The 25,587-nt window shown below is 59.3% G+C and carries 26 protein-coding genes; 17 read left to right on the top strand and 9 right to left on the bottom strand.

All coding sequences use genetic code 11. The annotated features are described in order from the left end of the window. From G5137_RS03400 to cyoA, 4 genes are all read right to left on the bottom strand, one after another. Complete coding sequence (locus G5137_RS03400) at window positions 1-330, bottom strand: cytochrome o ubiquinol oxidase subunit IV (RefSeq protein WP_216953247.1); 330 nt, start codon at window positions 328-330, stop codon at window positions 1-3. Beyond that, window positions 331-945 carry a cytochrome o ubiquinol oxidase subunit III gene (locus G5137_RS03405; RefSeq protein WP_421254919.1) on the bottom strand — a complete coding sequence of 205 codons (615 nt, stop codon included), beginning with the start codon at window positions 943-945 and terminating at the stop codon, window positions 331-333. A gap of 107 nt (window positions 946-1,052) precedes the next feature. Further along, on the bottom strand, window positions 1,053-3,029 hold the full coding sequence (gene cyoB / locus G5137_RS03410; RefSeq protein ID WP_421208693.1) for a cytochrome o ubiquinol oxidase subunit I: 1,977 nt from the start codon (window positions 3,027-3,029) through the stop codon (window positions 1,053-1,055). Between the two features lie 3 nt (window positions 3,030-3,032). Continuing rightward, on the bottom strand, window positions 3,033-4,076 hold the full coding sequence (gene cyoA, locus G5137_RS03415; RefSeq protein WP_227342352.1) for a cytochrome o ubiquinol oxidase subunit II: 1,044 nt from the start codon (window positions 4,074-4,076) through the stop codon (window positions 3,033-3,035). A gap of 578 nt (window positions 4,077-4,654) precedes the next feature. On the opposite strand from cyoA, the gene G5137_RS03420 reads away from it, so the two are divergent. Beyond that, the gene (locus G5137_RS03420) at window positions 4,655-6,580 is read left to right on the top strand and encodes an NAD(P)-binding protein (RefSeq protein ID WP_421254920.1); all 1,926 of its coding nucleotides are present in this window, start codon (window positions 4,655-4,657) and stop codon (window positions 6,578-6,580) included. Next, window positions 6,577-7,782 carry a cytochrome c gene (locus G5137_RS03425; RefSeq protein ID WP_042056466.1) on the top strand — a complete coding sequence of 402 codons (1,206 nt, stop codon included), beginning with the start codon at window positions 6,577-6,579 and terminating at the stop codon, window positions 7,780-7,782. The genes G5137_RS03420 and G5137_RS03425 overlap by 4 nt, the downstream gene beginning before the upstream one ends. An 88-nt stretch (window positions 7,783-7,870) precedes the next feature. Here the strand turns inward: G5137_RS03425 and G5137_RS03430 are convergent, their stop codons facing one another. From G5137_RS03430 to G5137_RS03440, 3 genes are all read right to left on the bottom strand, one after another. Continuing rightward, window positions 7,871-8,206, bottom strand: a complete 336-nt coding sequence (locus tag G5137_RS03430; RefSeq protein WP_005353195.1) for a DUF3634 family protein — start codon at window positions 8,204-8,206, stop codon at window positions 7,871-7,873. A gap of 106 nt (window positions 8,207-8,312) precedes the next feature. After that, window positions 8,313-9,281 (bottom strand): nucleoside hydrolase, encoded by a 969-nt coding sequence (locus G5137_RS03435; protein ID WP_005337734.1) that lies wholly within the window; start codon window positions 9,279-9,281, stop codon window positions 8,313-8,315. A gap of 220 nt (window positions 9,282-9,501) precedes the next feature. Beyond that, window positions 9,502-9,795 carry a hypothetical protein gene (locus tag G5137_RS03440; RefSeq protein WP_005353197.1) on the bottom strand — a complete coding sequence of 98 codons (294 nt, stop codon included), beginning with the start codon at window positions 9,793-9,795 and terminating at the stop codon, window positions 9,502-9,504. Window positions 9,796-10,007: 212 nt separating this feature from the next. Between G5137_RS03440 and G5137_RS03445 the strand changes: the two genes are divergently transcribed. The 15 genes from G5137_RS03445 (at window position 10,008) to G5137_RS03515 (ending at window position 24,794) form a co-directional block, all read left to right on the top strand. Further along, entirely contained in the window at window positions 10,008-11,453 is a 1,446-nt protein-coding gene (locus G5137_RS03445; RefSeq protein WP_421254921.1) for a coniferyl aldehyde dehydrogenase, read from the top strand. Window positions 11,454-11,464: 11 nt separating this feature from the next. Continuing rightward, on the top strand, window positions 11,465-12,085 hold the full coding sequence (locus G5137_RS03450) for a TetR/AcrR family transcriptional regulator (RefSeq protein WP_005337741.1): 621 nt from the start codon (window positions 11,465-11,467) through the stop codon (window positions 12,083-12,085). Continuing rightward, entirely contained in the window at window positions 12,066-12,584 is a 519-nt protein-coding gene (locus G5137_RS03455) for a hypothetical protein (RefSeq protein ID WP_309507286.1), read from the top strand. The genes G5137_RS03450 and G5137_RS03455 overlap by 20 nt, the downstream gene beginning before the upstream one ends. 18 nt (window positions 12,585-12,602) lie before the next feature. Continuing rightward, window positions 12,603-13,787 carry an iron-containing alcohol dehydrogenase gene (locus G5137_RS03460; protein WP_374884645.1) on the top strand — a complete coding sequence of 395 codons (1,185 nt, stop codon included), beginning with the start codon at window positions 12,603-12,605 and terminating at the stop codon, window positions 13,785-13,787. 203 nt (window positions 13,788-13,990) lie between these two features. After that, window positions 13,991-14,251, top strand: coding sequence for a GNAT family N-acetyltransferase (locus tag G5137_RS03465; protein ID WP_005337747.1), 261 nt, complete (start codon window positions 13,991-13,993; stop codon window positions 14,249-14,251). Beyond that, window positions 14,238-14,828 (top strand): nucleotidyltransferase family protein, encoded by a 591-nt coding sequence (locus G5137_RS03470; RefSeq protein ID WP_421254922.1) that lies wholly within the window; start codon window positions 14,238-14,240, stop codon window positions 14,826-14,828. The genes G5137_RS03465 and G5137_RS03470 overlap by 14 nt, the downstream gene beginning before the upstream one ends. A 71-nt stretch (window positions 14,829-14,899) precedes the next feature. Beyond that, window positions 14,900-16,723, top strand: a complete 1,824-nt coding sequence (locus G5137_RS03475) for a SulP family inorganic anion transporter (RefSeq protein ID WP_421254923.1) — start codon at window positions 14,900-14,902, stop codon at window positions 16,721-16,723. A 121-nt stretch (window positions 16,724-16,844) separates the two neighbouring features. Continuing rightward, window positions 16,845-18,206, top strand: coding sequence for an MATE family efflux transporter (locus G5137_RS03480; RefSeq protein ID WP_013723595.1), 1,362 nt, complete (start codon window positions 16,845-16,847; stop codon window positions 18,204-18,206). After that, a complete protein-coding gene (locus tag G5137_RS03485) occupies window positions 18,203-18,814 on the top strand; it encodes a hypothetical protein (RefSeq protein ID WP_005337761.1) in 612 nt (203 codons plus the stop codon). Before G5137_RS03480 ends, G5137_RS03485 begins: the two co-directional genes overlap by 4 nt. A gap of 277 nt (window positions 18,815-19,091) precedes the next feature. Then, on the top strand, window positions 19,092-19,307 hold the full coding sequence (locus G5137_RS03490) for a YdcH family protein (RefSeq protein ID WP_005337763.1): 216 nt from the start codon (window positions 19,092-19,094) through the stop codon (window positions 19,305-19,307). A 162-nt stretch (window positions 19,308-19,469) separates the two neighbouring features. Continuing rightward, window positions 19,470-20,663: a sugar ABC transporter substrate-binding protein gene (locus G5137_RS03495; RefSeq protein ID WP_421254924.1), complete on the top strand. Its 1,194-nt coding sequence runs from the start codon at window positions 19,470-19,472 to the stop codon at window positions 20,661-20,663. Further along, window positions 20,660-22,798, top strand: a complete 2,139-nt coding sequence (locus tag G5137_RS03500) for a diguanylate cyclase domain-containing protein (protein ID WP_421254925.1) — start codon at window positions 20,660-20,662, stop codon at window positions 22,796-22,798. The genes G5137_RS03495 and G5137_RS03500 overlap by 4 nt, the downstream gene beginning before the upstream one ends. Before the next feature lie 139 nt (window positions 22,799-22,937). Continuing rightward, complete coding sequence (locus tag G5137_RS03505; RefSeq protein WP_005361682.1) at window positions 22,938-23,597, top strand: YceH family protein; 660 nt, start codon at window positions 22,938-22,940, stop codon at window positions 23,595-23,597. 84 nt (window positions 23,598-23,681) lie between these two features. Further along, complete coding sequence (locus tag G5137_RS03510) at window positions 23,682-24,245, top strand: HutD family protein (protein ID WP_421254926.1); 564 nt, start codon at window positions 23,682-23,684, stop codon at window positions 24,243-24,245. 93 nt (window positions 24,246-24,338) lie between these two features. Beyond that, window positions 24,339-24,794 (top strand): PD-(D/E)XK nuclease superfamily protein, encoded by a 456-nt coding sequence (locus G5137_RS03515; RefSeq protein WP_115521108.1) that lies wholly within the window; start codon window positions 24,339-24,341, stop codon window positions 24,792-24,794. A gap of 5 nt (window positions 24,795-24,799) precedes the next feature. Here the strand turns inward: G5137_RS03515 and G5137_RS03520 are convergent, their stop codons facing one another. Together G5137_RS03520 and azu are read right to left on the bottom strand one after the other, a co-directional pair. Then, the gene (locus tag G5137_RS03520) at window positions 24,800-25,003 is read right to left on the bottom strand and encodes a hypothetical protein (protein ID WP_083249997.1); all 204 of its coding nucleotides are present in this window, start codon (window positions 25,001-25,003) and stop codon (window positions 24,800-24,802) included. Between the two features lie 139 nt (window positions 25,004-25,142). Next, window positions 25,143-25,583: an azurin gene (gene azu / locus G5137_RS03525; protein ID WP_227343020.1), complete on the bottom strand. Its 441-nt coding sequence runs from the start codon at window positions 25,581-25,583 to the stop codon at window positions 25,143-25,145. Window positions 25,584-25,587: the final 4 nt, after the last annotated feature.

The following is a 25,587-nucleotide window of genomic DNA, read 5'->3' on the forward strand; positions in this document are numbered from 1 at the left end:
TCAGTGGACCATCATGTTGATGTTGAGGTTGTACATGATCCACAGGGAACCCACGACCACGATGGCAATGATGAGCACGGTAAAGACCAGTGCCACCAGGTTCCAGCGCTCCTCGGACGAGGTGTTCATGTGCAGGAAGTAGACCAGATGGACAAAGATCTGCACCACCGCCATGCCAACCACGGTGGCCAGCACGGTGGTGTGGGAGGCGGAGCCGTCTATCACCATCCAGAACGGTACGGCAGTCAGGATCAGTGACAGCACGAAGCCGATCAGGTAGCTCTTGGCGCTGCCGTGGCTGGCGCCGTGATTATCAACGGAATGACTCATTTACATTGCCCCCATCAGATAGACCACGGTAAAGACGCAGATCCACACCACGTCGAGGAAGTGCCAGAACAGGCTCAGGCACATCAGGCGGGAGCGGTTGCGATCGGTCAGCCCCTTCTTGGCCACCAGCACCATCATCACGATGATCCAGATAAGGCCGCTGGTGACGTGGATACCGTGGGTACCGACCAGGGTGAAGAAGGCGGAGAGGAAGGCGCTGCGATCCGGGCCGTAACCTTCTGCGATCAGGTGATGGAACTCGTAGATCTCCATCGCGATAAAACCGGCACCCAGCACAAAGGTCACCAGCAACCAGCCATTGACGGTAGACATCCGGTTCTTGTTCATCGCCAACATGGCAAAACCGAAGGTGATGGAGCTCAACAGCAGCAGCATGGTTTCGGCAAATACGAACGGCAGTTCGAAGATATCCTTGCCGCTCGGACCGCCGGCAGTGCCGTTGACCAGGACCGCATAGGTTGCAAACAGACATGCAAACAGAATGCAGTCACTCATCAGGTAGATCCAGAAACCAAACACCTTGTTGGCACCGGCATCATGGTGCTCATGGTCATGGGCACTCTCGTGAGTGTGATGTAGAACGTCGGTCGCCATAGCGTCACGCCCCCTTGTTAATGTTGGCAAAATGCTGACCTTCGGGTGCCCATACCCTCCGGGCACCGTAAACGTGGATGTGATATGAAACGCCAGTGGTCATAGCACTAAGCCCCCTTGTTGATGTTGGCAAAATGCTGATCTTCGATGCGCGTGATCTCGTCAACCTGGACGTAGTAGTCCACGTCATCGTTGAAGCTGTGGATGATCCAACTGCCAATCATGGCGGCAAAGGCAAGGATGGCCATCCACCAGATATGCCAGATCATGGCAAAGCCAAAGATGGCGCTGAAGCCCGCGATGATCACCCCTGCCCCGGTGTTCTTGGGCATGTGGATCGGCGCATACTGCTTGGGCTGCTGATAGGCTGAACCGTTTTGCTTGGCATCCCAGAAGGCATCCAGACCGGTGATCTTCGGCTCGATGGCGAAGTTGTAGAAGGGCGGCGGTGAAGAAGTCGCCCACTCCAGCGTCCGGCCACCCCAGGGGTCACCACTCACATCACGGTTCTGCTCGCGGTCACGGATGCTGACCACCAGCTGGATCACCTGGCACAAGACACCAAGGGCAATCAGGCCGGCACCACATGCTGCTACCACCAGCCAGGGGTGGAAGGCCGGATCCAGCTGTTGGCTGATGCGGCGGGTCATCCCCATGAAGCCCAGTACGTAAAGCGGCATGAAGGCAACAAAGAAGCCGATAATCCAGCACCAGAAAGCACGCTTGCCCCAGGTTTCGTTCAGGGTGAAGCCGAACGCCTTGGGGAACCAGTAGGTGATACCGGCAAAGCAGCCAAATACCACGGCACCAATGATGACGTTATGGAAGTGAGCGATGAGGAACAGGCTGTTGTGCAACACGAAGTTGGCCGCCGGCACCGAGAGCAGTACCCCTGTCATGCCACCTATGGTGAAGGTGATGATGAAACCGACGGTCCACAGCATGGGTGAGGTGAACTCGATGCGACCACGGTACATGGTGAACAACCAGTTGAAGATCTTCACCCCGGTCGGGATGGAGATGATCATGGTGGTAATGCCGAAGAAGGCATTCACGTTTGCGCCCGAGCCCATGGTGAAGAAGTGGTGCAACCAGACAATGAAGGAGAGCACGGTAATGGCAATGGTCGCCCATACCAGCGAGGTGTAGCCGAACAACCGCTTCTTGCTGAAGGTGGCCACTACTTCGGAGAAGATCCCGAATACCGGCAACACCAGGATATAAACCTCGGGGTGGCCCCAGGCCCAGATCAGGTTGATGTACATCATCATGTTGCCACCCATGTCATTGGTAAAGAAATGGGTACCCAGATAGCGGTCTGCGGTGAGCAGGGCGATGGTAACGGTCAGGATCGGGAAGGAGGCGATGATCAGCACGTTGGAGCACAAAGCCGTCCAGGTGAACACCGGCAGACGCATCATGGTCATGCCAGGAGCGCGCATCTTGATGATGGTGGCGAAGAAGTTGACGCCAGTCAGCAAGGTGCCCAGACCCGATATCTGCAGACTCCAGATCCAGTAATCAACCCCGACCCCCGGGCTGTACTCCAGCCCAGAGAGGGGCGGATAGGCCAGCCAGCCGGTCTGGGCGAATTCACCGACCCCGAGGGAGATGTTGATCAACACCACGGCAGCGGCGGTGAACCAGAAGCTGATGTTGTTGAGGAAGGGAAAAGCCACATCACGGGCACCGATCTGGAGCGGCACGACGATATTCATCAGACCGATCACCAGTGGCATCGCCACGAAGAAGATCATGATGACCCCGTGGGCGGTGAAGATCTGGTCGTAGTGATGCGGCGGTAAAATGCCGTCACCACCAGCCGAAGCCATCACCTGCTGGGTACGCATCATCACAGCGTCGGCGAAGCCGCGCAGCATCATGACCATACCCAGGATCAGATACATGACCCCAAGACGCTTGTGGTCGACCGAGGTAAGCCACTCTTTCCACAGATATTGCCACTTGCCGAAATAGGTGATCAGGCCGGCAACGGCCAGCCCCCCCAAAATGATACCGGCTACCGTCACCATGATGATGGGTTCATGGAACGGAATGGCATCGAGTGTTAATTTTCCAAACATCGGTTATTCCTCGGATCCTGCTTGCACAGCCTTGTTATCCAACGGCGCGTTCATATGTCCGGCATGCTCCTTCTGCCCGTCATGCGCCATAGCGGCATGGTCCATCTGCATATGTGCCATGTCATCGTGATTCATGGCGGCGCCATGCTCTGAGGGGGCTTTATGGGTCATCCCCTTGTGCTCGCCATGCCCCATGTCACCCATAAACTTGTTGATCAGCTTGACGAAAAGGGCCGGATCGGCACTTGAGAAATACTCTACCGGGTGGTTTTCGCTCTTCTTGGCCAGCGCATTGAACTCATCCATGGTGATCAGCATCTTGGGAGAGGCCTTGACTTTGGCAACCCAGGCATCAAAACCGGCCTGATCCTGCGTAGCAATCGCCTTGAACTTCATGCCCGAGAAACCGGCTCCGCTATAACTGCTGGAGATACCGTCATACGCGCCTGCTTCATTGGCAATGAGATGCAACTTGGTCTGCATACCGGCCATGGCATAAATTTGCCCGCCCAGCTTGGGAATGAAGAAGGAGTTCATGACAGTGTCTGAAGTCACCCGGAAATTGACGGGGGTATTGACCGGGAATGCTAATTCATTGACCGAGGCAATCCCTAATTCTGGGTAGACAAACAGCCATTTCCAGTCGAGGGAAATAACATCAATCTGGATCGGCTTCACCGTGGACTCCAGCGGCTTGTAGGGATCCAGTTCGTGGGAAGTTTTCCAGGTAATGGTTGCCAGAATGACGATGATAATAACTGGTACGGTCCAGACAACCGCCTCAATTTTATTGGAGTGAGACCAATCCGGAGTATATTTGGCATTGGTATTTGATGCCCGGTATTTACGAGCAAAGACCACCGCCATAATAATCACAGGGATCACCACAATTAACATCAGCCCCAAGGCGGTTAATATCAGTGATTTCTGTTCCAGACCAATCTGCCCTTTGGGATTCATCAAGGCCATGTCGCAGCCGGTCAGCAAGCTGGCCGATGCGATCAACAGCAAAGCACCCAAGCCCCTCTTTAATTCAAAAGGTCTCATGCAGTGTCCTTATGGTCGCAAGGCTAAAGTTGTAAAAACGGGCAACATTGTGATCAGAACCGGAACATGTAAACAACATGGAAAATTAATCTTAAGATTGTGCCAAACTTGGCCTCAGCATGTGAAAAATGTTAATTTTGCATCCGTATCACTATTAATGGCGCCTTTTCCCATAATTAATCAATGACACTCTCTTCTCAATTTATAATTGGACAGGGAGCATTATCTCGCCAACTAACCTTACATAGCATATGGGTATATATGACGAAAAATTAATCCTCCAGCATGAATAATAAACACCTGTCGACTTTGATGATCTGCGACAATTTGAACTCATCATCATTTACGTAATTAAACGCGACGAACAGAACACAGCACGATATTTTTTAGCTGGATTGTTTTTTAACAATTCGAACCCAAACAGATATGTCACTCCATACTCGTTTGATCAATCTGTTTAATAAGTTATTATCAACCCATATAGACGCCATAAAAATATGGCGGTAGGTTGCGTCCTCTTGCTGCTGGCCAGCTACCCCACTCTGTACTTTTCCATTTTTCATACAGCAGGTATTGCCATGAGTATTACACGCAGAGATTTTCTCAACGGCGTTGCCATCACCATTGCGGCAGGCGTCGCCCCCATCAATCTGCTCAAGGCTGCCGAAGGCGGCAGCACGCTGGCGGATAAAACCCTGGCCTACCCGCCCGCCCTCACCGGCCTGCGCGGCAACCACCCGGGCTCTTTCGAACCGGCCCACAGCATCGCCCGTGACGGCAAGCAATATGATTTTGCCAATATTCCCCTTGAGGGGGAGTACGATCTGGTGATCGTCGGCGCCGGGATCAGCGGCCTGGCCGCCGCCTGCTTCTATCAGCAACTGCTCGGCGCGGATAAAAAGATCCTGCTGCTAGACAACCACGACGACTTTGGCGGCCACGCCAAGCGCAACGAGTTCACCACCTCCGATGGCCTGCGCCTGGGTTACGGTGGCAGTGAGTCCCTGCAATCACCGCGTTCGGTCTACAGCCCGGTGGCGCTCGGTCTGCTCAAGGCGCTGGAGGTCAACATCGACGAGCTGGCCGCCGGTTTCCAGCAGACCTTCTATCCGGATCTGGGGCTGAGCCGCGGCGTCTATTTCGACGAGAAGCACTTTGGCGTCAACAAGATAGTGAACGGGGATCCGGGCCACAACGTGGCGGACGATATCCCCCGCGATCGCCTGAACGGTCGTCCGCTGGCAGAGTTTATCGGTGACTTCCCCCTCGATGATGCCGACAAGGCCGCCCTGTTGGCCCTGCACGAAGCGAAGATAGACTACCTGAGCGGCATGACCCGCGAGCAGCAGGATGAGTGGGTGACTCGCAACAGCTACACCACCTTCCTGCGCGATAAAGTGGGCCTCAGCGAGCGGGCGATCAGTTACTTCCAGCAGCGCACCAACGACTTCCAGGCGGTCGGCATCGACGCCACCGCCTGCGCCGATGCGCGCCTCTGCGCCTTGCCGGGTTTCGACGGCCTCAATCTGACGCCGCTGGATGCCGAGGAGCAGGCGGAGCTGGACGATCCCTACATCTTCCACTTCCCCGATGGCAACGCCGGTCTCACCCGCCTGATGGTACGCAAGCTCATTCCGCAGGTGGCGCCGGGTCACACCATGCAGGATGTAGTGCTGGCCAAGTTTGACTACAGCAAGCTCGACCTGCCTGAGCACAAGGTGCAACTGCGCCTTGGCAGCACGGCGTTGCAGGCCAAAAACGTGCGCCTCGCCGACGGCAAGCTGGCGGTGGATGTCACCTACATCAAGGAGGGGAAACTGCATCGGGTGCGAGCCAAGCAGTCGATCATGGCGGGCTACAACATGATGATCCCCTACATGGTGCCCGAGATGCCGGAGCCCCAGAAGGAGGCGCTGCGCCAGAATGCCAAGGCGCCGCTGGTCTACACCAAGGTGGTGATCAAGAACTGGCAAGCCTTCGTCAAGCTGGGGGTACACGAGGTCTACTCCCCCGCCGCACCCTATAGCCGGGTCAAGCTCGACTATCCGGTCAGCATGGGTGGCTACGAGCATCCCAAGAGCCCGGATCAGCCGATGTGCCTGCACATGGTCTATGTGCCGACCCTGCCGGGCAGCGGCCTCTCGGCCCGCGAACAGTCCCGCAAGGGGCGCGCCATGATCCTCGGCATGCCGTTCGAGCAGCATGAGCAGATGATCCGCGAGCAGTTGCAGGGGATGCTGGGCAGCGCCGGTTTCAACCATGAGCAGGACATCCTCGCCATCACGGTCAACCGCTGGTCTCACGGTTACTCCTATGTCACCAACACCCTGTTTGATGACGAAGCGCAGTGCGAAAAATGGATTGAACTGGGTCGCCAGCCGATCGGCAACATCACCATCGCCAACTCGGATGCAGGCTGGAGCCCCTACGCCCACGCCGCCATCGACGAAGCGTGGCGCGCCGTCAACGAGCTGGTAGCCATGAGCAAGGGAGGTGCCCAATGAACCGCGCCCTGTCACTGACCGCCAGCGCCCTGCTGCTGGCCCTGCCCGCCCTTGCCGCCAACGCAGCCCCCGCCATGTCGGCAGGCGAATACGTGGCCAAGCTCGGCGATTGCGCTGCCTGTCACACCAGCGAAACCAGCAAGCCGCTGGCGGGCGGCAAAGGGTTCCCGACCCCCATCGGTACCGTATTTGCCACCAACATCACCCCGGACAAGACCCACGGTATCGGCAACTACAGCCTGCCGGAGTTCATCAAGGTGATGCGCGAAGGGGTGGCCCGCGACGGGCATCGCCTCTATCCGGCCATGCCCTACACCGCCTACGCCAAGATGAGCGATCAGGATCTCGAAGATCTCTATCACTATCTGATGAAGGAGGTGCAGCCGCTGGCCATTGCCAACAAGGAGAGCGACATCCCCTGGCCCCTCAACATGCGCTGGCCGCTGATGGGCTGGAACTGGGTCTACCACGATGACAGCCGCTTCACCCCGGTCGCAGGCAAGAGCGAAGAGTGGAACCGCGGCGCCTATCTGGTGCAGGGTGCCGGCCACTGCGGCAGCTGCCACACTCCGCGCGGGCTTGGCATGCAGGAGAAAGCGCTGACCGAGGCGGATCCCGTCTACCTGAGCGGGGCGGCGCTGGATGGCTGGTATGCCCCCGATATTCGCGGCAGCCGTTACAGCAAGCAGGCGCTGATCGACCTGCTGAAAACCGGCCGCAGCCAGCATGAAGCGGTCGCGGGCCCCATGGGGGAAGTGATCACTCACAGCAGTCAATATTTCAGCGACGCCGATCTGGCCAGCATCGCCACCTACCTCACCGATCTGAAAGATGAGCCGGTGGCGGAGAAAGGGGCCCGCGCCTACGCCAGTGCCAGCGGCAAGGCGGACTACGCCATGTACTGCTCCACCTGTCACGGGGTCAACGGCCAGGGCAATGACCACGTCATCCCTTCGCTGGTCAACAACCGCACCGTGCTGGCGAGCGATCCGTCGAGCCTGATCAATGTGCTGCTGCACGGGGCCGAGACCCCGGTCACCCGCGGTCATCTCGGCTACCACATGCCGGGCTATGGCTGGACCATGGATGATGAGCGGCTCGCCGAGCTGGTCAACACCCTGCGCGCCTCCTGGGGCAATGAAGGCACCGCCGTCAAGGCGGCGGCGGTCAAGACCCAGCGCGAGCTGCACGGCAAGGAGTAAGGGCTGCCAGCTCTCTCTTGGCCAAGTGCCATAAAAAACGGGCCTCCACTGGAGGCCCGTTTGCTATTGATGAACCAGGTTCCGGTGCTTATCCCTTGCGGGATTTGGGCCCCGGCAGTGGCGCCGTTGGCTGGCGGTAATCGCCATAGGGGAAGATATTGCGAAACCGCTGGGCCACTGGTTCGGGGATGGAGCGGGAGAAGATCAGCTTCACGCCATCGCCATCACGCTGCCCCACGATGCGACCGCGCACCGTGTCGTGGCGCAGGATCTGCTTGGCATGCTCAATAAAGGCGGGTGACACCTTGCCCTGCTTGACCACTACCTTGCCGGGGGCAAGGCGGATCTCGAACAGGGCGCCACGCCCCAGCTTCATCAACCACCAGATCAGCGCAATCGCCACTATCAAGGAAATCCAGGCCATCTTCATCCCTCCCAAGCTCTTGATATAAGGCAGTATAAGCGGCCGAGCGTTCCGATTGTTTGGCGCCGATCACAGCCCCCGCCTCAACGTAATAGCGCCTCTTTGCTCAGCAATCCTTGCCCCAGCCCACCAGCGTCTCGCGATAGAGCGCCAGCAAGGCTTCATCGCGCACCGCCACCCCGACCTGCTGCGGACGATAGGCTGCCCAGTCATCGTGGGAGTGGCGTTTGCCATCGAACTTTTGCAGGGTGTGGCCGATGGCCGGGCCGCTGGTGATAACCCGCACCGGCCCCTCGCGCAGGGTAAAGAGGGTCGGATCGATCACATAGGCGATGGCGGACGGGTCGTGAACGTGGCAACCGGAGAGCCCCAGCTTCTCGGAGTAGAAGCGCAGGTAGAAGCGGCTGACATCCCACAGGAAGCGGCCCGGCTCGCCCGCCTTGTCCCTGAGTTCATCCAGATAGGCGCTGCTGAAGAAGCTCTGCTGGGTCACGTCCAGCCCGATGATCACCACCGGCCAGTCTGCGGTAAAAACCCGGTCGGCGGCATCGGGATCGTCGTGGATATTGGCTTCGGCATAGGGGGTGACGTTGCCGCGATGGCCGTTGACGCCAAAGGCGCCCCCCATCACCACCACCTGTTTCACCAGCGAGACAATCTCGGGCGCCTGTTGTAGCGCCAGCGCCAGATTGGTCAGCGGGCCGATAGTGACGAGGGTGATCTCCCCCGGCGCGGCTTTCACCGCCTCGACAATATATTGCCAAGCAGGGCGAGGATCCGGAGCGATAGTCACCTCCCCCGCCTCCATATCGCCAAAGCCGCTCGGGCCGTGGACTATGGTGGTGGGGCCAACCGGCTCGCGCAGCAGCGGGGCAGCCGCGCCTTTGGCCACATCCGCCTTCATGCCGTACTTCTGCTTGAGCCAGAGGGCGTTGCGGGTGCCATTGTCGATGGTGGCGTTACCAAAAACAGTGGTGATGGCGAGCAGCTCGATGGCGGGGTGGGCCTCGGCAAACAGGATGGCCATGGCATCGTCGATACCTGGGTCGGTATCCAGAATGATTTTATGGGTCATGAGCAATTCCTACGGTAACAAACCCTGCGACAAAAGGGAGAGTCTACCCGGCTGACGGTCTCGTATCCCGGCATGGGATCACAGAGCGAGCCTTTGCTCCCGACAACGACACGCTGCTGAAGACAATCTGCATAAAAAAACGCGGCCCTGTTGCCAGCGCCGCGCCCTTTATCGTTGTTCGTTATCTGCTATCTGGCAGTGATCTGCCTTACTCCGACCCTCAGTGCTTGCGGTGCCAGCGCGGTGAGGTCGCCTTCTCCCCCCAGGGGGTGACGCAGGGGAGCAGCGCCCCTTCAATCACCATCTCGCTGCCTGCCAGCGCTTCGGCGATCTTCTGGTGCAGCACCCGCAGTACCTTGCCCTCGTGCTCGGCCAGAGAGTGGCCCGCGGCAAAGAACTCCGGCTGATATTGCAGTGCCAGCTTCTGGGCGAATTCGTAGGTGTTGAAGCAATCCGGCATCCGCTCAACCACATCTTCAAGCCGGGCCAACAAGCTGTTCAGTTCCCTGGTCATAGTGCTCTCTCCGTGTAGGTTAATAGCCAAAAACTACCCCTTATTAGATAAGTCACCAACGAGCAAACCACAAAAGTGTGGGGAGACACACAGTTCTCTCTTGCGTCTGGCTCGTGGTGAACGGCAGACAGCTTGCCAGCTTTACATTCCGGTAACAAACAGCTAGATTTAGACCGACTAATCAGTCGGTCATTTTTCATGCGGAGAACAACATGGGTGCGGCGCAGCTTCAACACACTCCTGAGGATATCCTCGCCATCAAATTGTCCCTGCCGGATCAGCTGGCGCGGCTCAAGCGGGCGAGTCTGGCTCACCCCATGCCTACCCTGGCCGAGCGCCGGGCGCAGCTGACCAAACTCAAGCAGGCGTTGCTCGCCCACAAGGGAGAGCTGTGCAAGGCGCTGGCGGCAGATTATGGCCAGCGCAGCCACTACGACAGCCTGATCGCCGATGTGCTGCCCTGCATCATGCAGATCAACTACACCCAGAAGCGGCTCAAGCGCTGGATGCAGCCCCACCGCCGTCACACCGGCCTGCTGCTGGCCCCCGCCAAAGTAGAGGTGCACTTCCAGCCGCTCGGGGTGGTCGGCATTATCGTGCCGTGGAACTTTCCGGTGATGCTGAGCCTCGGCCCCCTCATCACCGCCATCGCGGCGGGCAACCGGGCGATGCTGAAACTCTCCGAGTTCACCCCTCATACCAACGCCGTGCTGCGCACCATGCTCACCAGCGTGTTTGACGAAAACGAGATCGCCATCATCGAGGGAGATGCCCAGATGGCGGCGGCGTTCAGCTCACTGCCGTTCGATCACCTGCTCTTTACCGGCTCCACCATGGTGGGCAAGCTGGTGATGGCCGCCGCCGCGCCCCAGCTCACCCCCCTCACCCTTGAGCTGGGTGGCAAAAGCCCCTGTCTCATCGCCCCCGACATGCCGGTCGCCACCGCGGTCGAGCGGATGATCTTCGGCAAGAGCCTCAACGCCGGACAGATCTGCGTCGCCCCCGACTATGTGCTGCTGCCCCGCAGCGAGGTGGATAACTTTATCGCCGCCTATCGCCGCCACTTCAGCAAGCTCTACCCGCAGGGGCTCAATAGTGCTGACTACGGCGCCATCATCAACGACCGCCAGTATCAACGTCTCGTCAGCTGGCTGGATGAAGCCGAGCAGGCGGGTGCCCAGCTCCACCCCTGTGGCAACCCGGCCCGCGACGACCAGCGTCGCCTGCTGGTGCCCCACCTGCTGACCGGAGTGCCGAGTCAGTGTCAGGTGATGCAGCAGGAGATCTTTGGCCCGCTGCTGCCGCTCATTCCCTACGACACCCTGGAGGAGGCGCTCGCCTATGTGGCTGAACGGCCCCGCCCGCTGGCCCTCTATCTGATGAGCTTCGATCCCGAGTTGCAGGCACGGGTGACCCGGGAGACCCACTCCGGCGGCATGGCGATCAACGAGAGCCTGTTTCAGGTGGCTGCCGATGATGTGCCGTTTGGCGGCATCGGTGCCTCCGGCATGGGCCACTACCACGGCCACGAGGGGTTTCTTACCTTCTCCAAGGCGAAAACCGTGCTGACCCGCGGCAAGTTCACCACCGGCTCCCTGATCCATCCGCCCTACCACAGCTGGATCCAGAAGCTGATGATGGCCTTCTTCCTGCGCTGATGGAGATGACCATGAACCAGGCTATCCCGCAGCCACAAACCATGACCGACAAGCGCCGCCAGATCCTGGATGCCGCCCTCGCCCTCTGCGCCGAAGATGGCCTGCAGGGGGCCGCCACCGCCCGTATCGCCAAGGCTGCCGGGGTGGCCAACGGCACTCTGTTCCACCACTTTCCGAGCAAGGAGGCGCTGATCCTCGCCCTCTATCAGGATGTAAAGACCCGGATGGGGAGCGCCATCCATGAAGCAGATCCCACCCTGCCGCTGTACGACCAGACCCGCCACTACTGGCAGCTGGCGATGGAGTGGATGCAGGCTAACCCCAATGAGCTCAAATTTGTGCTGGGCTTCTTTCACTCTCCGCTGCTGGCCAGACCGGCCCGCAGCCAGATCCTGAACGATGCCCTGCGCTTTCTGCCTGCTCTGCTGGCAAAGGGGCAGGCCAGCGGCGAGCTGATGCAGGCTCCCGCGCCACTGTTGCTGGAGGTGTGTCAGGGCCAGTTCCTCGCCTGCGCATCACTGTTTGTCGATCAACCGGAGCTGGGAGAGGACGACTACTGGCAAGCCAGTGCGTTCGCCCTCTTCTGGTCAGCCATCTCAGGAGCCAATCCCCATGCAAACACGGATGTTTGAACCTGCGGCCGCCCTTGGTCGCCGCCTCTGGATCACCACTCTGCTCTGGGTGGTGGGTCGCACCCTCTGTCGCGCCGCCCGCACCGATGAGGCGGTACGCCGCGAATTGGCGCCGTTGCCGGACGGGTTGGCAATCCGCCTCGAAGTGGGCGGCATCGGCTACGCCATGAACATGCACAAGCAGGGTGGCCGCTGGTATCCCGGTGCGCCAGCCGCCCCTCATGCCACCATCCATCCGCTACGGGTGCGCTTCAAACACCCCAATATCGCCTTTCGCGCCCTGAGTTTTCGGCTCGGGGTCAATCAGGCATTTGGCGAAAACCGGCTGCTGGTGGAGGGGGATCTGACCGTTGCCATGCATCTGGTGCGGGGACTTGAGCAGTTGCAGTCCCTGATCCTGCCCGCCTTTATCGCGCGGCCGCTGCTGCGCCACTATCCCGCCCCGACCAACAAGCTTGGCCGGGCCTGCAACATCTATCTGGGTCTGGTGACCGGCTAACGCGCAAGGAGCCTTGAAATGAGCCGCTATTACGATTTTTTCTGCCCGGTCAAACTGCTGGCCGGTGAACAGGCGCTGGAACAGCTGGCCAGCGAGCTGGCCAGCCTGGGTGCCCATCGCCCGCTGCTGCTGACCGACAAGGGGGTCAATGCCACCGGCCTTGCCACCCTGCTGGCCAATGTGCTGGCCGAGGGGGAGCTGCCGGTTGCCGCCATCTGGGACGAGATCCCGGCCGACTCTTCCACCGCCGTGGTGGAGCGGATCGCCAAACGCTATCGCGAGCTCGACTGCGACAGTCTGGTGGCGCTGGGGGGCGGCTCGGTCATCGACACCGCCAAGGCAGTCAACATTCTCACTTCCATGGGGGGGGATCATCTGCTCGACTACTCGGGCGCCGGTTGCCTGACCCGTCCCCTCAAGCCGCTGGCGGTGGTGCCCACCACAGCGGGCACAGGATCAGAAGTGACATTGGTTGCAGTGATCAAGGATGAGGCGAGCGGGCGCAAGGTGCCCTTCACCTCCCCCTTCCTGCTGCCCCAGCTGGCGGTGTTAGACCCGCGCCTGACCCAGGGGCTGCCCCTCAATATCACCGCCGCCACCGCCATGGACGCCATGACCCACGCCATCGAGGCCTTTATCGGTACCGCCAAGAACCCGGTGAGCGATGCGCTGGCCCTGATGGCAGTGGAGAAGATCGCCAGCGCCCTGCCGCAAATCATCCACGACCCGCAAAACAAACAGCTGCGGCTGCAACTGGCGGAAGGCTCCACGCTGGCTGGCATGGCTTTTTCCAACTCCATGGTGGGGCTGGTGCACGCCCTCGGTCACAGTCTGGGAGCCCGCTGCCATCTGCCCCACGGGCTGTGCATGAACCTCTTTTTGCCGACCGTGCTCGACTACAACCGCCCCGAGGTGGATAGCGAGCTGGCCCGGCTGCTGTTGCCGCTGGTGGGGGCAGAGCGCTTTGCCGCCACCCCGGCCCATCAGCGGGCGGAGGCGACCATCACAGCCATTCGCTCCCTGCGCGACACCTTGTGGCAAGCGGTCAAGCTGCCGCGCACCATGAGCGAGGCTGGGGTAAGCGATCGCTCGCTACTGACCGAGATCCGCGATCTGGCGGTCAACGACGGTGCCCTACTGTTCAATCGCAAGGACGCCGACCGTGAGCAGTTACTCACCCTGCTGGAGCGAGCCTGGGTCTGATCCCTCCCCTTTGCCAGCACTCTTGTGCTGACACTAACGCGGTGCCCGACTCACCATCGGGCACCTTGATCTACATCGCGATATCGATGCGCCCTCTGTCAAAGGGGGATGATATTGACCACGGGCTCTCATTATCTGTTCTATACCTTGGCTAACAGTTATGTTGTGCCGAGAGACCCAACTTTATGCCAGAGGTGCCCACCATGAGCGACATCATCCATCAGGCCAACCAGCAGCAGTTCATCTGTATGGTGGAGGGTAAAGAGTCGAGACTGCGCTACCGGCGGCTCGATGCCAAGACCATCGACGCCTACAGCACCTTCGTGCCCCCCGAGCTGCGGGTGCAGGGGATTGCCGATCAGCTGGCGCGTGCCTTCTTCAACTGGACTCAGGCGGAGGGGCTCACTATAGTGCCGAGCTGCCGCTACATTGATGTCTGGTTACGCCGCAATGCCAACAACTGAACCTCTGAACACCGTCCTCGAACAGCAATTCCAAGCCAAAACAGAAGCCCTGCTGCGGGCCGATCCGCAGCGGATGGCCTGCCTGCAAGCCGCGGCCGAGCTCGATCTGCCCGACTGGGCGCTGGGAGCAGGCTTTATCCGCAATCTCATCTGGGATTACCTTCACCACAAGGCGGTGCCTACCCCGCTCAACGATATCGACCTTATCTATCTCGATAAAACCGATCCGCAAGGGCTGGCCGAGGCGACGCATGAAGCCTGGCTGGCAAAGCGGCTGCCGGATCAGCAGTGGGAGGTGCGCAATCAGGCCCGCATGCACACTCGCCAGCTGGTGGCGCCATTTGCCAGCAGCCTTGAGGCGCTTAGCCACTGGGTCGAGGTGCCCACCTGCATAGGCGTGCGCCTGAATCAGGATGGCGAGTTCGAGTGGCTCGCCCCCTACGGCTTTGCCATAAACTGGTCGCTGCAAGTGAGTGCCAACCCCAGATGTCGCCAGGACAAACAGATTTTTACCCAGCGCATCAAGGAGAAACGCTGGCAGGCTATCTGGCCTGACCTTCAGGTAAACTGGCCATAACCTGATTGCAATCTTTCGATAACCTTGGGCACACTAGGGGAAAAGCTGGTTGTAACTCAATGGGTTAAATAATGCGCGACTTCTTCTCTCTCGAACGCTGGCTACCGGGCCTCGCCGCCCTGCTGCATTACCAGCGCGCCTGGTTGATGCCAGATCTTCGCGCCGGACTCTCGGTGGCGGCAGTGGCGCTGCCCGTCGCCATCGCCTATGCCGAGCTTGCCGGAGTGGGTGCCATCGTCGGCCTCTACTCCTGCATCCTGCCCATGCTGGTCTACGCCCTGTTTGGCACCTCCCGCCAGCTGATTGTCGGCCCCGATGCCGCCACCTGTGCGGTCATCGCCGCCGTGGTGACGCCGCTGGCCGCAGGCGACCCGACCCGTCACTGGCAACTGGTGATGACCATGACCGCCATGACCGGCTTCTGGTGCCTGATTGCCAGCCGCTTCAAGCTGGGGGTGCTGGCGGACTTCCTCTCCCGCCCCATCCTGATGGGACTGCTCAATGGTGTGGCCATCACCATCATGGTGGGCCAGCTCTCCAAGATCTTCGGCTTCACTTTCAGCGAACGTTACCTCATCGAGCGGATCGCCAGCGGGGCGACCTATATTACCCAGACCCATCTGCCTACCCTGGCCATGAGTCTGGTGGCTCTGCTCACCCTGCTGCTGGCCAAGCGCTACAAACCGGCATGGCCCTCCTCCATGGTGGCCATGGTGGTGACCGCTGCGCTGGTGTGGGGCTTTAATCTCGGCCAGTTTGATATTGCCACCCTGGGGACGGTGGGCTCCGGCTTGCCCGCCTTCCAGATGCCGGAATTTCCCCCCGGACTGATGCGGGAGCTGGTGCTGCCCGCCCTTAACCTGGCCATGGTGAGCTTCGTCTCCATGATGCTGACCGCTCGCAGCTTTGCAGCCAAAAACGGTTACGAAATCGACGCGGACAAGGAGTTTCGGGCCCTTGGCATGGCAAACCTCGCCTCCGCAGTCTCCCAGGGCTTTGCCATCAGCGGCGCGGATTCACGCACCGCGGTCAACGACGCCAACGGCGGCAAGAGCCAGCTGGTCTCCATCATCGCTGCGGCGGTGATCGCCCTCATCACCTTCTATCTGACGGCGCCGCTCAAATATATTCCCACCGCCGCCCTCGGGGTGGTGCTAGTGATGGCCTCCCTGTCACTCACCGATTTTCGCGGTCTCTGGGCCCTGCGCCACTCCGATCGATCCGCCTTCTGGCTGGCGCTGGTCACCTTTATCAGCGTGCTTACCATGGGGGTAATCCCCGGGATCACCCTCGCCGTGTTGCTGGGCTTGTTCCAGTTCCTGCGTAATGTGATGCGCCCCACCGACCAGCTGCTCGGCATGGATGACGAGGGGGTAGTACGTACCCTGGGGGACAACGAACAGGCCAAGGCGATCCCGGGTATTCTGGTCTATCGCTTCAACTCGCCGCTCACCTACTTCAATGCCCCCTATTTCAAGCGGCGGGTGCTGGCCCTGCTGGTGCAGGATCCCCGAGCCCCCAAGTGTCTGGTGATCGATGCGGTCGCCTGCTTCACCCATCAGGACATCAGCGTGATGAGCATGGTGGGGGAGCTGCACAAAGATCTGAAACGGCGCGGCATCCATATGGTGATGGCGGGTCGCCACGGCCAGATGACCCACTGGCTAAAGCAGGCGGGCGTGCGGGTGGGCGACGAGGGGATCATCCTCTGCCCCGATATGTATCAGGCGCTGCGCCTGACCCGCTGCTACCGCGAGCCGGTGTTCAAGGATGATGTGGTGGTGGAGAGCACCACAGATGCCATCCGCTCAAATTGGCCGCAGGATGATGCCCTGCCCGACTCGGCGCGCCTCACCCTGCCAAGCGAACAGGAGGCGGGCGCCACGCCTGCCTGATCCCTTGGCCTGCTCCCCTGGCCGGTGCAATCCAGCACAAGGATTGCACCGGCCTTGGCCTTGGTGTTAAATGCGCCCCCAGAGGGCACTCCCCCGTACCCTCCCAGCTGTTGGACATGCCATGCAATCTCAATCCCACGCAGGCCCGGGCACCCTCTTTGCGCTGACCTGGCCGCTCTTTATCGATCTCGCCCTGCACTTTCTGACCGGTGCCCTCAACACCTTCATGGTGGGTCACGTCTCCTATCAGGGAGTGGCGGCGCTGGCGGTCGGCAATCAGGTGTTCGATCTCGCCATCACATTGTTCAGCTTCGTCAGCATCGGTACCAGCGTGGTGATCACCCAGTATCTGGGGGCCGGCGATCGGGAGAAGAGTCGGGTGGTGATCCACACCGCCATCGGCTTCAACCTGCTGATCGGTCTGGTAGCGGCCATTGGCGTGATGGCGGGAGCCAGCACCATGCTGGCGCTGATGAACCTGCCTGCCAACCTGATGAGCGACGGGACGCTTTACTTGCAGATCATCGGTCTCTGCCTGTTACCGGAGGCCGCAGCCCTCTGTCTGGCAGCCACCCTGCGCGCTCACGGCCACACCCGTCAGGCGATGTATGTGACCCTCATCGTCAACCTCATCACCTTCGTCGGCAACCTGCTGCTGCTCTACGGCTGGTTCGGCCTGCCCCAGCTTGGCGTCGCCGGTGTCGCCATCAGCACGGTCGCGGGCCGACTGATCGGCGTGGTGCTGCTGGTGTGGCTGGTAGCCCGCAAGACCGGCATTCGACTGGTGGTGCGCGATATCGTCCACCCCAGCCGGGAGATGCTGGGCAAGGTGCTCCATATCGGCCTGCCGGCGGCAGGAGAGAACCTCTCCTGGATGCTGCAGTTTATGGTGGTGACAGCCTTTGTCGGACTGCTGGGGGACAAGGCGCTGGCGACCCAATCCTACTTCTTCCAGATCTGCCTGTTTATCCTGCTGTTTGGCCTCTCCATCGGCCTTGGCAACGAGATCATCATCGGCCATCTGGCGGGGGCCAGACAGTTCGATCGCGCCTATCAGCAGCTGCTCAAAAGCCTCAAGCTGGGGCTGGCGGTCACCTGCGTCATCGCCGTGGCGGCGGCCCTCAACGGCCGCACCATCATCAGCCTCTTTACCGATGATGCCGACATCATCACCCAGGTGGCACAACTGTTTCTTATCAGCCTTATCCTCGAACCCGGCCGCACCTTCAATCTGGTGGTGATCAACGCCCTGCGGGCCACCGGGGATGCCCGTTTCCCCCTCTACATGGCGTTGCTCTCCATGTGGGGAATTGCCGTGCCACTCTCCTATTTCCTCGGTATCATGCAGGGTTATGGACTGGTCGGTATCTGGCTGGCGCTGGCCTGCGACGAGTGGGTGCGCGGTCTGGCCATGTTCTGGCGCTGGCGCAGTCGTCGCTGGCAAAACAAAATTCTTGTTGAAACAAAAGCGGAATCACAATGAAGAAGATAGGACTCTTGCTGGCTGCCATCCTGCTCAGCCCCCTGGCCATGGCGCAAACTGCCCCTGCCGCTCCCAAGGCTCAAGCCACCCAGACCTGGTATGTGGCCCCCATCGCCATCGATGAAACCAGCGACGCCCAGAAGGCGCTGACCAAGGACTTCATGGCCCAGATGATCAAGACCATCAAGATCAACGAGTACCAGACCGGCAAGGCGGTGGGCAACACCAAAAAGCCCAAGTGGCTGATCCGCACCAAGCTGATCCCCGCCAGCAACGAGCCGCTGGTCGGCAAGAAGCACCCGCAGGGTCTCACCTACGGCAAGGGCAATCCGACCCAGGAGATCGTCGGCGAGCTGTTGATGAACGGCACCCTGGTGGCCCACATCGGCCAGGGCTGGCGCGAGCCTATCGTCCCGGGCACGCCGGTGGCTGACAAACTCTCCATCGCCAACTATCGCTACGCCATCGGAGATCAGGCCAAGTCGGCGGATCTGGAGGAGCTGGCGGCCCAGATTGGCTTTGAGGCGGGCAAGGTGATCCACCGCGACGGCAAGCCGCTGCCCGAGAAGAAAAAGAAAAAAGAGCAGGCGGACGAAGAGAAAGAGTAACGTTGCCTGCATCCATAAAAAGGGGCCACTCGGCCCCTTTTTTTGATCCTGCACCCTCACGCCAACACTGCCCCTGTTGTGACTTGTCGCACAGTTTGGCTCACCATTCAGATTGACAAATCACTTATCTTGTTTTGATTCAACAAGTTATAAATATCCCGCCGAATACTCCAAATCATTGCCCCCAAATCCGATCAGGATCACATTTATCCCCGGCACTAAGGGGTAGCTTTGGTCTTACAGGCACAATCAAACGAAACCAAGGAGGCTCCATTACATGTTCCCAGAGTACAGAGAACTTATCTCGAAACTGAAGAGCAGTGATGTCCATTTCCAGAAGAAGTTTGACTTGCACAACGACCTGGATGCGGAGATTAGAAAGTTGGAAAAGCATCACGCCAGCGACTATAGCGCCGAGGTGAGAGATCTGAAAAAACAGAAACTCAAACTGAAAGAGGAGATATACGACATCCTCAAACAACATCCACAATAGATGCCTCGAAGAATATGCGGATAAGCAATTTATCCCCCAGCCCGGCCCACGCGCCGGGCTTTTTGTTGTTTCAGTCAATTAGTTAACACCCGAGCCTACCGATCTTGCCGGTAGTTTGTTACATTTTTCCCTTGGAATTCAGGGAATAACGGTGATGATAACATGAGCAGAAAACGATCTTTTTATCATCTCTTGCTGCTTTGCCTGTTCGCATTGAGCCACCCCCTGCAGGCTCAGGAGCCTGAACTGGAGCTGTGGCACTCCCAGCAAGCCGGTTACGTGATCGACGACGTGATCGCCCGCTTCAATCAGGAGGGGAACCACAGAGTGCGCGTCACCCAGATTGAGCCGGGCAAGATCAAAGCGGATCTCCTGCTGGCAGCTCAGGCCAGGGGGCTGCCCGATCTGATGCTGATCCCCTCCGATTTTATCGGCCTCTATCGCCAGATGACCCTCGCTCCCCTACCGGCCGAGTGGTTTTCCCCCGCGCTGATGGCCAGCACCTTGCGTTATGTCACCCTGGATCGGCAACGCTGGGGCATGCCCATGATGCAGGGCAACCATCTGATGCTGTTTTACAACAAGGCGCTGGTCTCGACTCCGATGACCCAATGGCAGCAACTGACTGCTATCACCCCGGCCCTCAAGGCCAAGGGGGTCTACCCCGTCAGCTGGCCCTATCACGATATGTACTATTTCGCCGCCTTTTTACACACCTTTGGCGGCTCGCCGGTGACCGAAGGGCGCATCACCCTCGACAGCCCGGCCATGGTGCAGGCGCTGGAGGCCTACCGCACCGTCGCCAGCGAACAGTGGGTCGATCCCGAGTGCGACTATGACACCGCCCTCGCCCGCTTCAATGAGGGCAAGAGCGCCTACCTCATCAATGGGGACTGGGCCTTCAATGATCTGGTGAAGAACATGGGGGATAAGCTGGGCGTCGCCCTGCTGCCCCGCTGGCAAAGCCATCCCATGCACTCCATGAGCGGCGCCTACGTGATGGGAGCCTCCCGCTGGGCGATGGATGATGAGGATCGGAAACCCGTCATCAAGGCACTGATGGCCTTTATCCAGCGTCAGGATATTCAGCAGTTCATCTATCATCAGGGGGCGCTGCTGCCGGTCAATCAGCAGGCTTTTACCGCCATCAGCCGCCGTCCCACGCCTCAGGAAAAAGTGCTGCTGGAACAGTTCACCCTCAGTACCCCCATGCCCTCCGACAGCGCCATGTCCATCGCCTGGCAAGCGATGGAGAAAGGGTTCGAGCGCTTTAAAGAGGGGATCCGTGCCGCCGACACCGCCCACTATATGCAGCAGCTGGCCGATCAGCAGTACCGGCAGGTCAAAACACCATGAAACATCGCACCTTTCGGCTCGGCCCGACCCTCATCATCATCCTGTTCACCGTCGCCCTGCTGCCGGCACTGCTGGCCAGCACTGTGCTGCTGATCCGCCAGCACCAGATCATCGCCCAGAGCGAGCAGTCGCAGCTGGAGCGAGCCCTCACCAGCATGACCCGCGAAGCCCGCTTTCGCAGCGAGCTGATCGGCACCCAGCTCAATCAGCTCAGCCAGGATCGGGTACTCCACCAGGCCCTCGACAACTTTCTCTTCTCCAGCCATGCCCGGCTGGCGCTGGCCACCTTTGTCAAATCCAACAGCCTGCTCACCTCGGCCTACCTCATCGATGACAAGGGGTTGGTGGTGGAGTACATCAATGGCCAGGCCTCCCACCTCGAGTCGAGCAACCTGATGCCGCAGCTGATGGCCTGGGGCAAGACCCGCGAGGCAAAACAGGGCAAGCATCTGCTGCTGCCCGTCGATGATCCCGTGCTGGTCGACGACATGGAGCAAAACCGCAGCGGCGGGCTGGCGCTGGTAGCCCCCATCTATCGCAACCACCAGCGCGCAGGGGTGATGCAGACCCCTTCCGGCTTCGTGATGGCCATTCTCCCCTGGCGGCAGATGGCCCAGTTGCTGGAACCCTATCTCAAGGGGAGCGAATATCTGGTGATCTCCCAGGGCGAGAACCGTCTCTACGAAGGGGCTCACCAGAGCGCCAACGCCATGGATGACAGGGAGCCAAGCAAGATGGCGCAGCCCCTGGCCATTGGCTGGCCCCAGCTGGAGCAGGAGATCACCCCCACCATCATCCTCTACAGCTACAGCAATGACAGGGTCAGCGAGCTCAATAAATCCCAGCAGTTGCTGACCGTCAGCATCGCCGTTATGTTGCTGCTGGTGGCCATCGGCTGCGTCTGGCTCACCCGCTGGCTAACCCGACCGCTGCGCTCGCTGGCCGCGCTGGTGCGCAGCTATGGCAAGGGCAACTACCAGCAACGGCAGGCACCGCTGCGCTTTGTGGAGTACGACGAGGTGCGCCAGTTGCTACAGGAGATGGCCAGCACCATCTCGGATCAGGTGCGGGCGCTCTATCAACAAAATGAACAGCTGCAGCAGGCCAATAGCGAGAAAGAGGCCTTCAACCAGCGGCTGCTCGGCTTCAACGACGAACTGGAGCAAGAGGTTGCCTCGCAAACGACCGCCCTGCGCTCGGCCCTGAGCCGGGAGGAGCGCAGCCGCCATATCCTGCAATCCTGGTTGCAGTTCGGTCTGCACCAGCAGCTGGATATCGATATTGCCGAGCTGGCCAGCTCTGCCCTGCTGCAGCTCTCGCAGCTCTATCCCGGCCACCGCTGGGGACTGGTGATCCGCCGCGATGGCCAGCCTCACTACTCCCTGACCCAGGGGGTCGATGCCCCCTTGCGGGATGCCTTGCAGGAGAAACTGGCTCAACTGATGGATGAGGAGGTCAAACACTCCGAATGCCAGTGGGATGACGCTCTCTGGAAGATCATGACCCTGCCCGGTAGCCAAAGCGGCGTGCTGTTTGGTTATCTGATGGTGAGCGCAGAAGGGCTGGAGTCCGAAGACAGGGCCATCTTGCGGCTGTTTGCCAAGCAGTTGGCGGTGGGCATCGAGGGGCGTCTCTTCACCGATGAACTGGCACGGGTCGCCCGCACCGACAACCTCACCGGCCTGCCCAACCGCCAGGCGTTCGAAGAGATGTTCCATCACTATCAGGCGGTGCTGGCGCGCCATCCGGAGCGTCACCTCGCCCTCTTCATGCTCGACCTCAACGGCCTCAAGCGCACCAACGACCAGTATGGGCACGAGGCGGGCGACGCCCTGCTGATCCAGATGGCTCGCCAACTGCGCACCCTCTGCCGTCAGGATGAGAAGATTTTCCGTATCGGCGGCGACGAGTTCGTCCTGCTGGCAGAGGCGGATCACCTCGCCAGCCAGCAGCTGGCAGGCAGGTTGGAGGCAAGCCAGCAGCACGCCATCGTGCAGCATGGGGAGCACAGCTTCCCGCTGCGTTTTGCCATCGGCTGGAGCAGCAGCGACCAGACCCCGCTGGCGGAGCTGAGCCGGGTGGCTGACGACGTCATGTATGCCAATAAGGCGCGCTTCTATCAGGGGCAGCGATAAAAAGCGGAGGTCTGCGGCGTTGGCGAGCCTTTCGCCAACGCCCTGATCAGCTCGCAAAAATGGCGCGCAACGCTAGACGCGGCGCGGACCATGACTAAGATAGGGGCTCTTGATGTCTCGATTTGGAAGGGAGTAGGAAATGGAGTTAGTACTTGGCCCGCTGGAAGCCCGCGTCATCGGCTGTCTGATTGAAAAAGAGATCTGCACCCCGGATCAATATCCCCTCTCCCTTAATGCACTGGTCAATGCTTGCAACCAGAAGAGCAACCGCGAGCCGGTGCTGGAGCTCTCCGAGCTAGATATCCGCGCCGTGGTGGACGAGCTGATCCGCAAGCGGCTGGTGGTCAACACTGCAGGCTTCAACGCCCGGGTGCCCCGCTACCAGCACAGGTTCTGCAACACCGAATTTGGCGAGCTGAAATTCAGTGCCCAGGAGCTCGGCATCGTATGCGAACTGCTGCTGCGCGGCCCGCAAACCCCGGGGGAGCTGCGCTCGCGCACCAACCGCCTCTGCAGCTTCGATGATGTCACCGAAGTGGATGCGGTGCTGACCCAGCTCATCGAACGTGGCCCCTACGTGGTCAAGCTGCCGCGCGAGCCGGGCAAGCGCGAATCCCGCTACGCCCACCTGTTTAGCGGCGAAGTGGATATTCAGGCGATGATGGATGCCGCTCCCGCCGCTGCCTATGCCTCCCCTGCCGCCGACCGTCTGAGCGAGCTGGAGCAGGAGGTGAGCGAGCTCAAGAGTCGTCTCGCCGCCATGGAAGCGCGGCTGGCCGCACTGGATGGTCAGGGCTGATCGCCTTTACCATCGCCAATCTCTATCAGGGAGCCGGGGTTGATGTCCCCGGCTCCCTGCGTTTTTTATCGTGAGGAAGTGCCCGTGATCACCCTGATTAAAGAGTCTGACCACCAGAAGATGCCCTGGAAAAACCAGCAGGGCACAACCAGCCAGATCCTCATCTCCCCCAAGGGGAGCAGCCTTGCCAAACTCGACTTTGACTATCGACTGAGCTCGGCCCCCATCAAGAGCGCGGGCTCCTTCTCCCCCTTTCCCGGCTATCAGCGCATTTTGCTGCCGGTAAGCGGGGCTGGCTTTGTGCTCAACGGCCACCCCTACGCCACCTTCGAGGCGGCGCACTTTAGCGGCGACGAGGAGACCCACTGCGAGTTGCTGAAAAAAGATGTGACCGATCTGGGGCTTATCTACCATCCGGCTCGCATCAGCGCCAACGTGCGGGTGCTGAACCTCCCCTTCCCGCTGACCCTGACCCTCGAGCCAGGGAAGACCTACCTCTGTCACCTGCTGAGCGGCCAGCTGACCGTGCAGGGCAAAGAGGTGGCCATCAACGAGACGCTGGTGGTGACCGGGGAAGAGAGCATTCACTTCGAATGCCAGAAGAAGACCGCCATCGCCTTCTTTACCCTGCAGGATGTTCTCAAATAGGATCTGCCGCGGTTAAAAATCACTCACGAATATTGAAAGTTATATATCTCGGAGTAATATGGGTCTCTCATGGCTTTTGTGATGAGAGATCCTATGCAATACACACTTGATGGATTCGAAACACCACCAGAACTCACCACTGAAGAAGAAAAAAGTAATCAACAACTACAGAAAAGAATTAGAGAGATTTTGAATGAATTTGGTTATGTTGAGGATAATAAATTAGTTAACGCCAAAACATTCAAATGCAGAGTTCCTTACGAGGATCTCTATGGGCTTAAAGCAATCAGTGCTTTTGTAATTAACCATCCAATTGATGGGTTAACTCGTATTGAGCCTCATCAGCAACAAGTTTCCGGCTCTGTAGACCGTAAATTTCCTTTCTTTTTACAAAGCGCAAAAAAAGCTCCTGAACAAAATGTCATCATTTTGATTGAAGGCCAAGGCCATAAAAAAGCTGCATTTGAATGGCTAAAATCCGAGGCGAAAAAATGCGCTACCAAAAATGTCAAATGCTATGACTTGGCTGAGTTTTCACTCTGGCTCTAATTTGATTAACGTTTGGGTGCCCGCCCTCCACTGTCGAGGCATGCTTGCATTGTGTCATAAGGGATATAATGCTTGGTTCGGTTGTAATAAGTCCCCCCTTTCGGATGACATATACCACTACGACTTTTCTTTACCGGAGGTTCTGCTGCCAAGGCGATGGTACACACCAAGAGTAAACAACAACTGAGAACCAATTTTACTAATTGCATTTCCGTGTATCTTCCAGCGTCTTTAGAACAAAAACCTCGTCTGATGCCAGCCAATTCTGTCAGATATATAGCTCAATAGAAAAGCCGGGCAATCCCGGCTTTTTCTATTCAGGCGACCGGCTCGATGCCGGTAACCGCCTTAGTTGACCTTGAAGGAGCCCTTCATCATGGCGAAGTGGCCGGGGAAGGAGCAGAAGAAGGTGAGATCCTTGCCCGCCAGACCGTCGGTCTTGAAGGTGACGCTGCTGCTCTCGCCACCGCCGATCAGCTTGGTATGCGCCAGCACGCGGGGATCATCCTTGGGCAGATAGCCGTTCTCGGCCCCGGCGCTCATCCCCGCCGTCGCCACAGTCTGATAGTCTGCGGTGCTGGACAGCACCCAGTTATGGCCCATGGCGGTCACAGGCAGCTTGCCGGTATGGTTCAGAGTGACCGTCACCTCTTTGCAGGTGGCCGGCACGCTCATCTCTTTGAGGTTGTACTGCATGGCATCATTGCCTTCGATGACCAGTGCACACTCATCCGCCAGAACCGGGGCAGCCAGAGTACTCAGAAACAGCAGGGTAATCGCCTTTTTCATCATC

Origin of the sequence: Aeromonas sp. 600282 (genome assembly GCF_049175755.1) — a bacterium.
Lineage (GTDB): Bacteria > Pseudomonadota > Gammaproteobacteria > Enterobacterales > Aeromonadaceae > Aeromonas > Aeromonas veronii_A.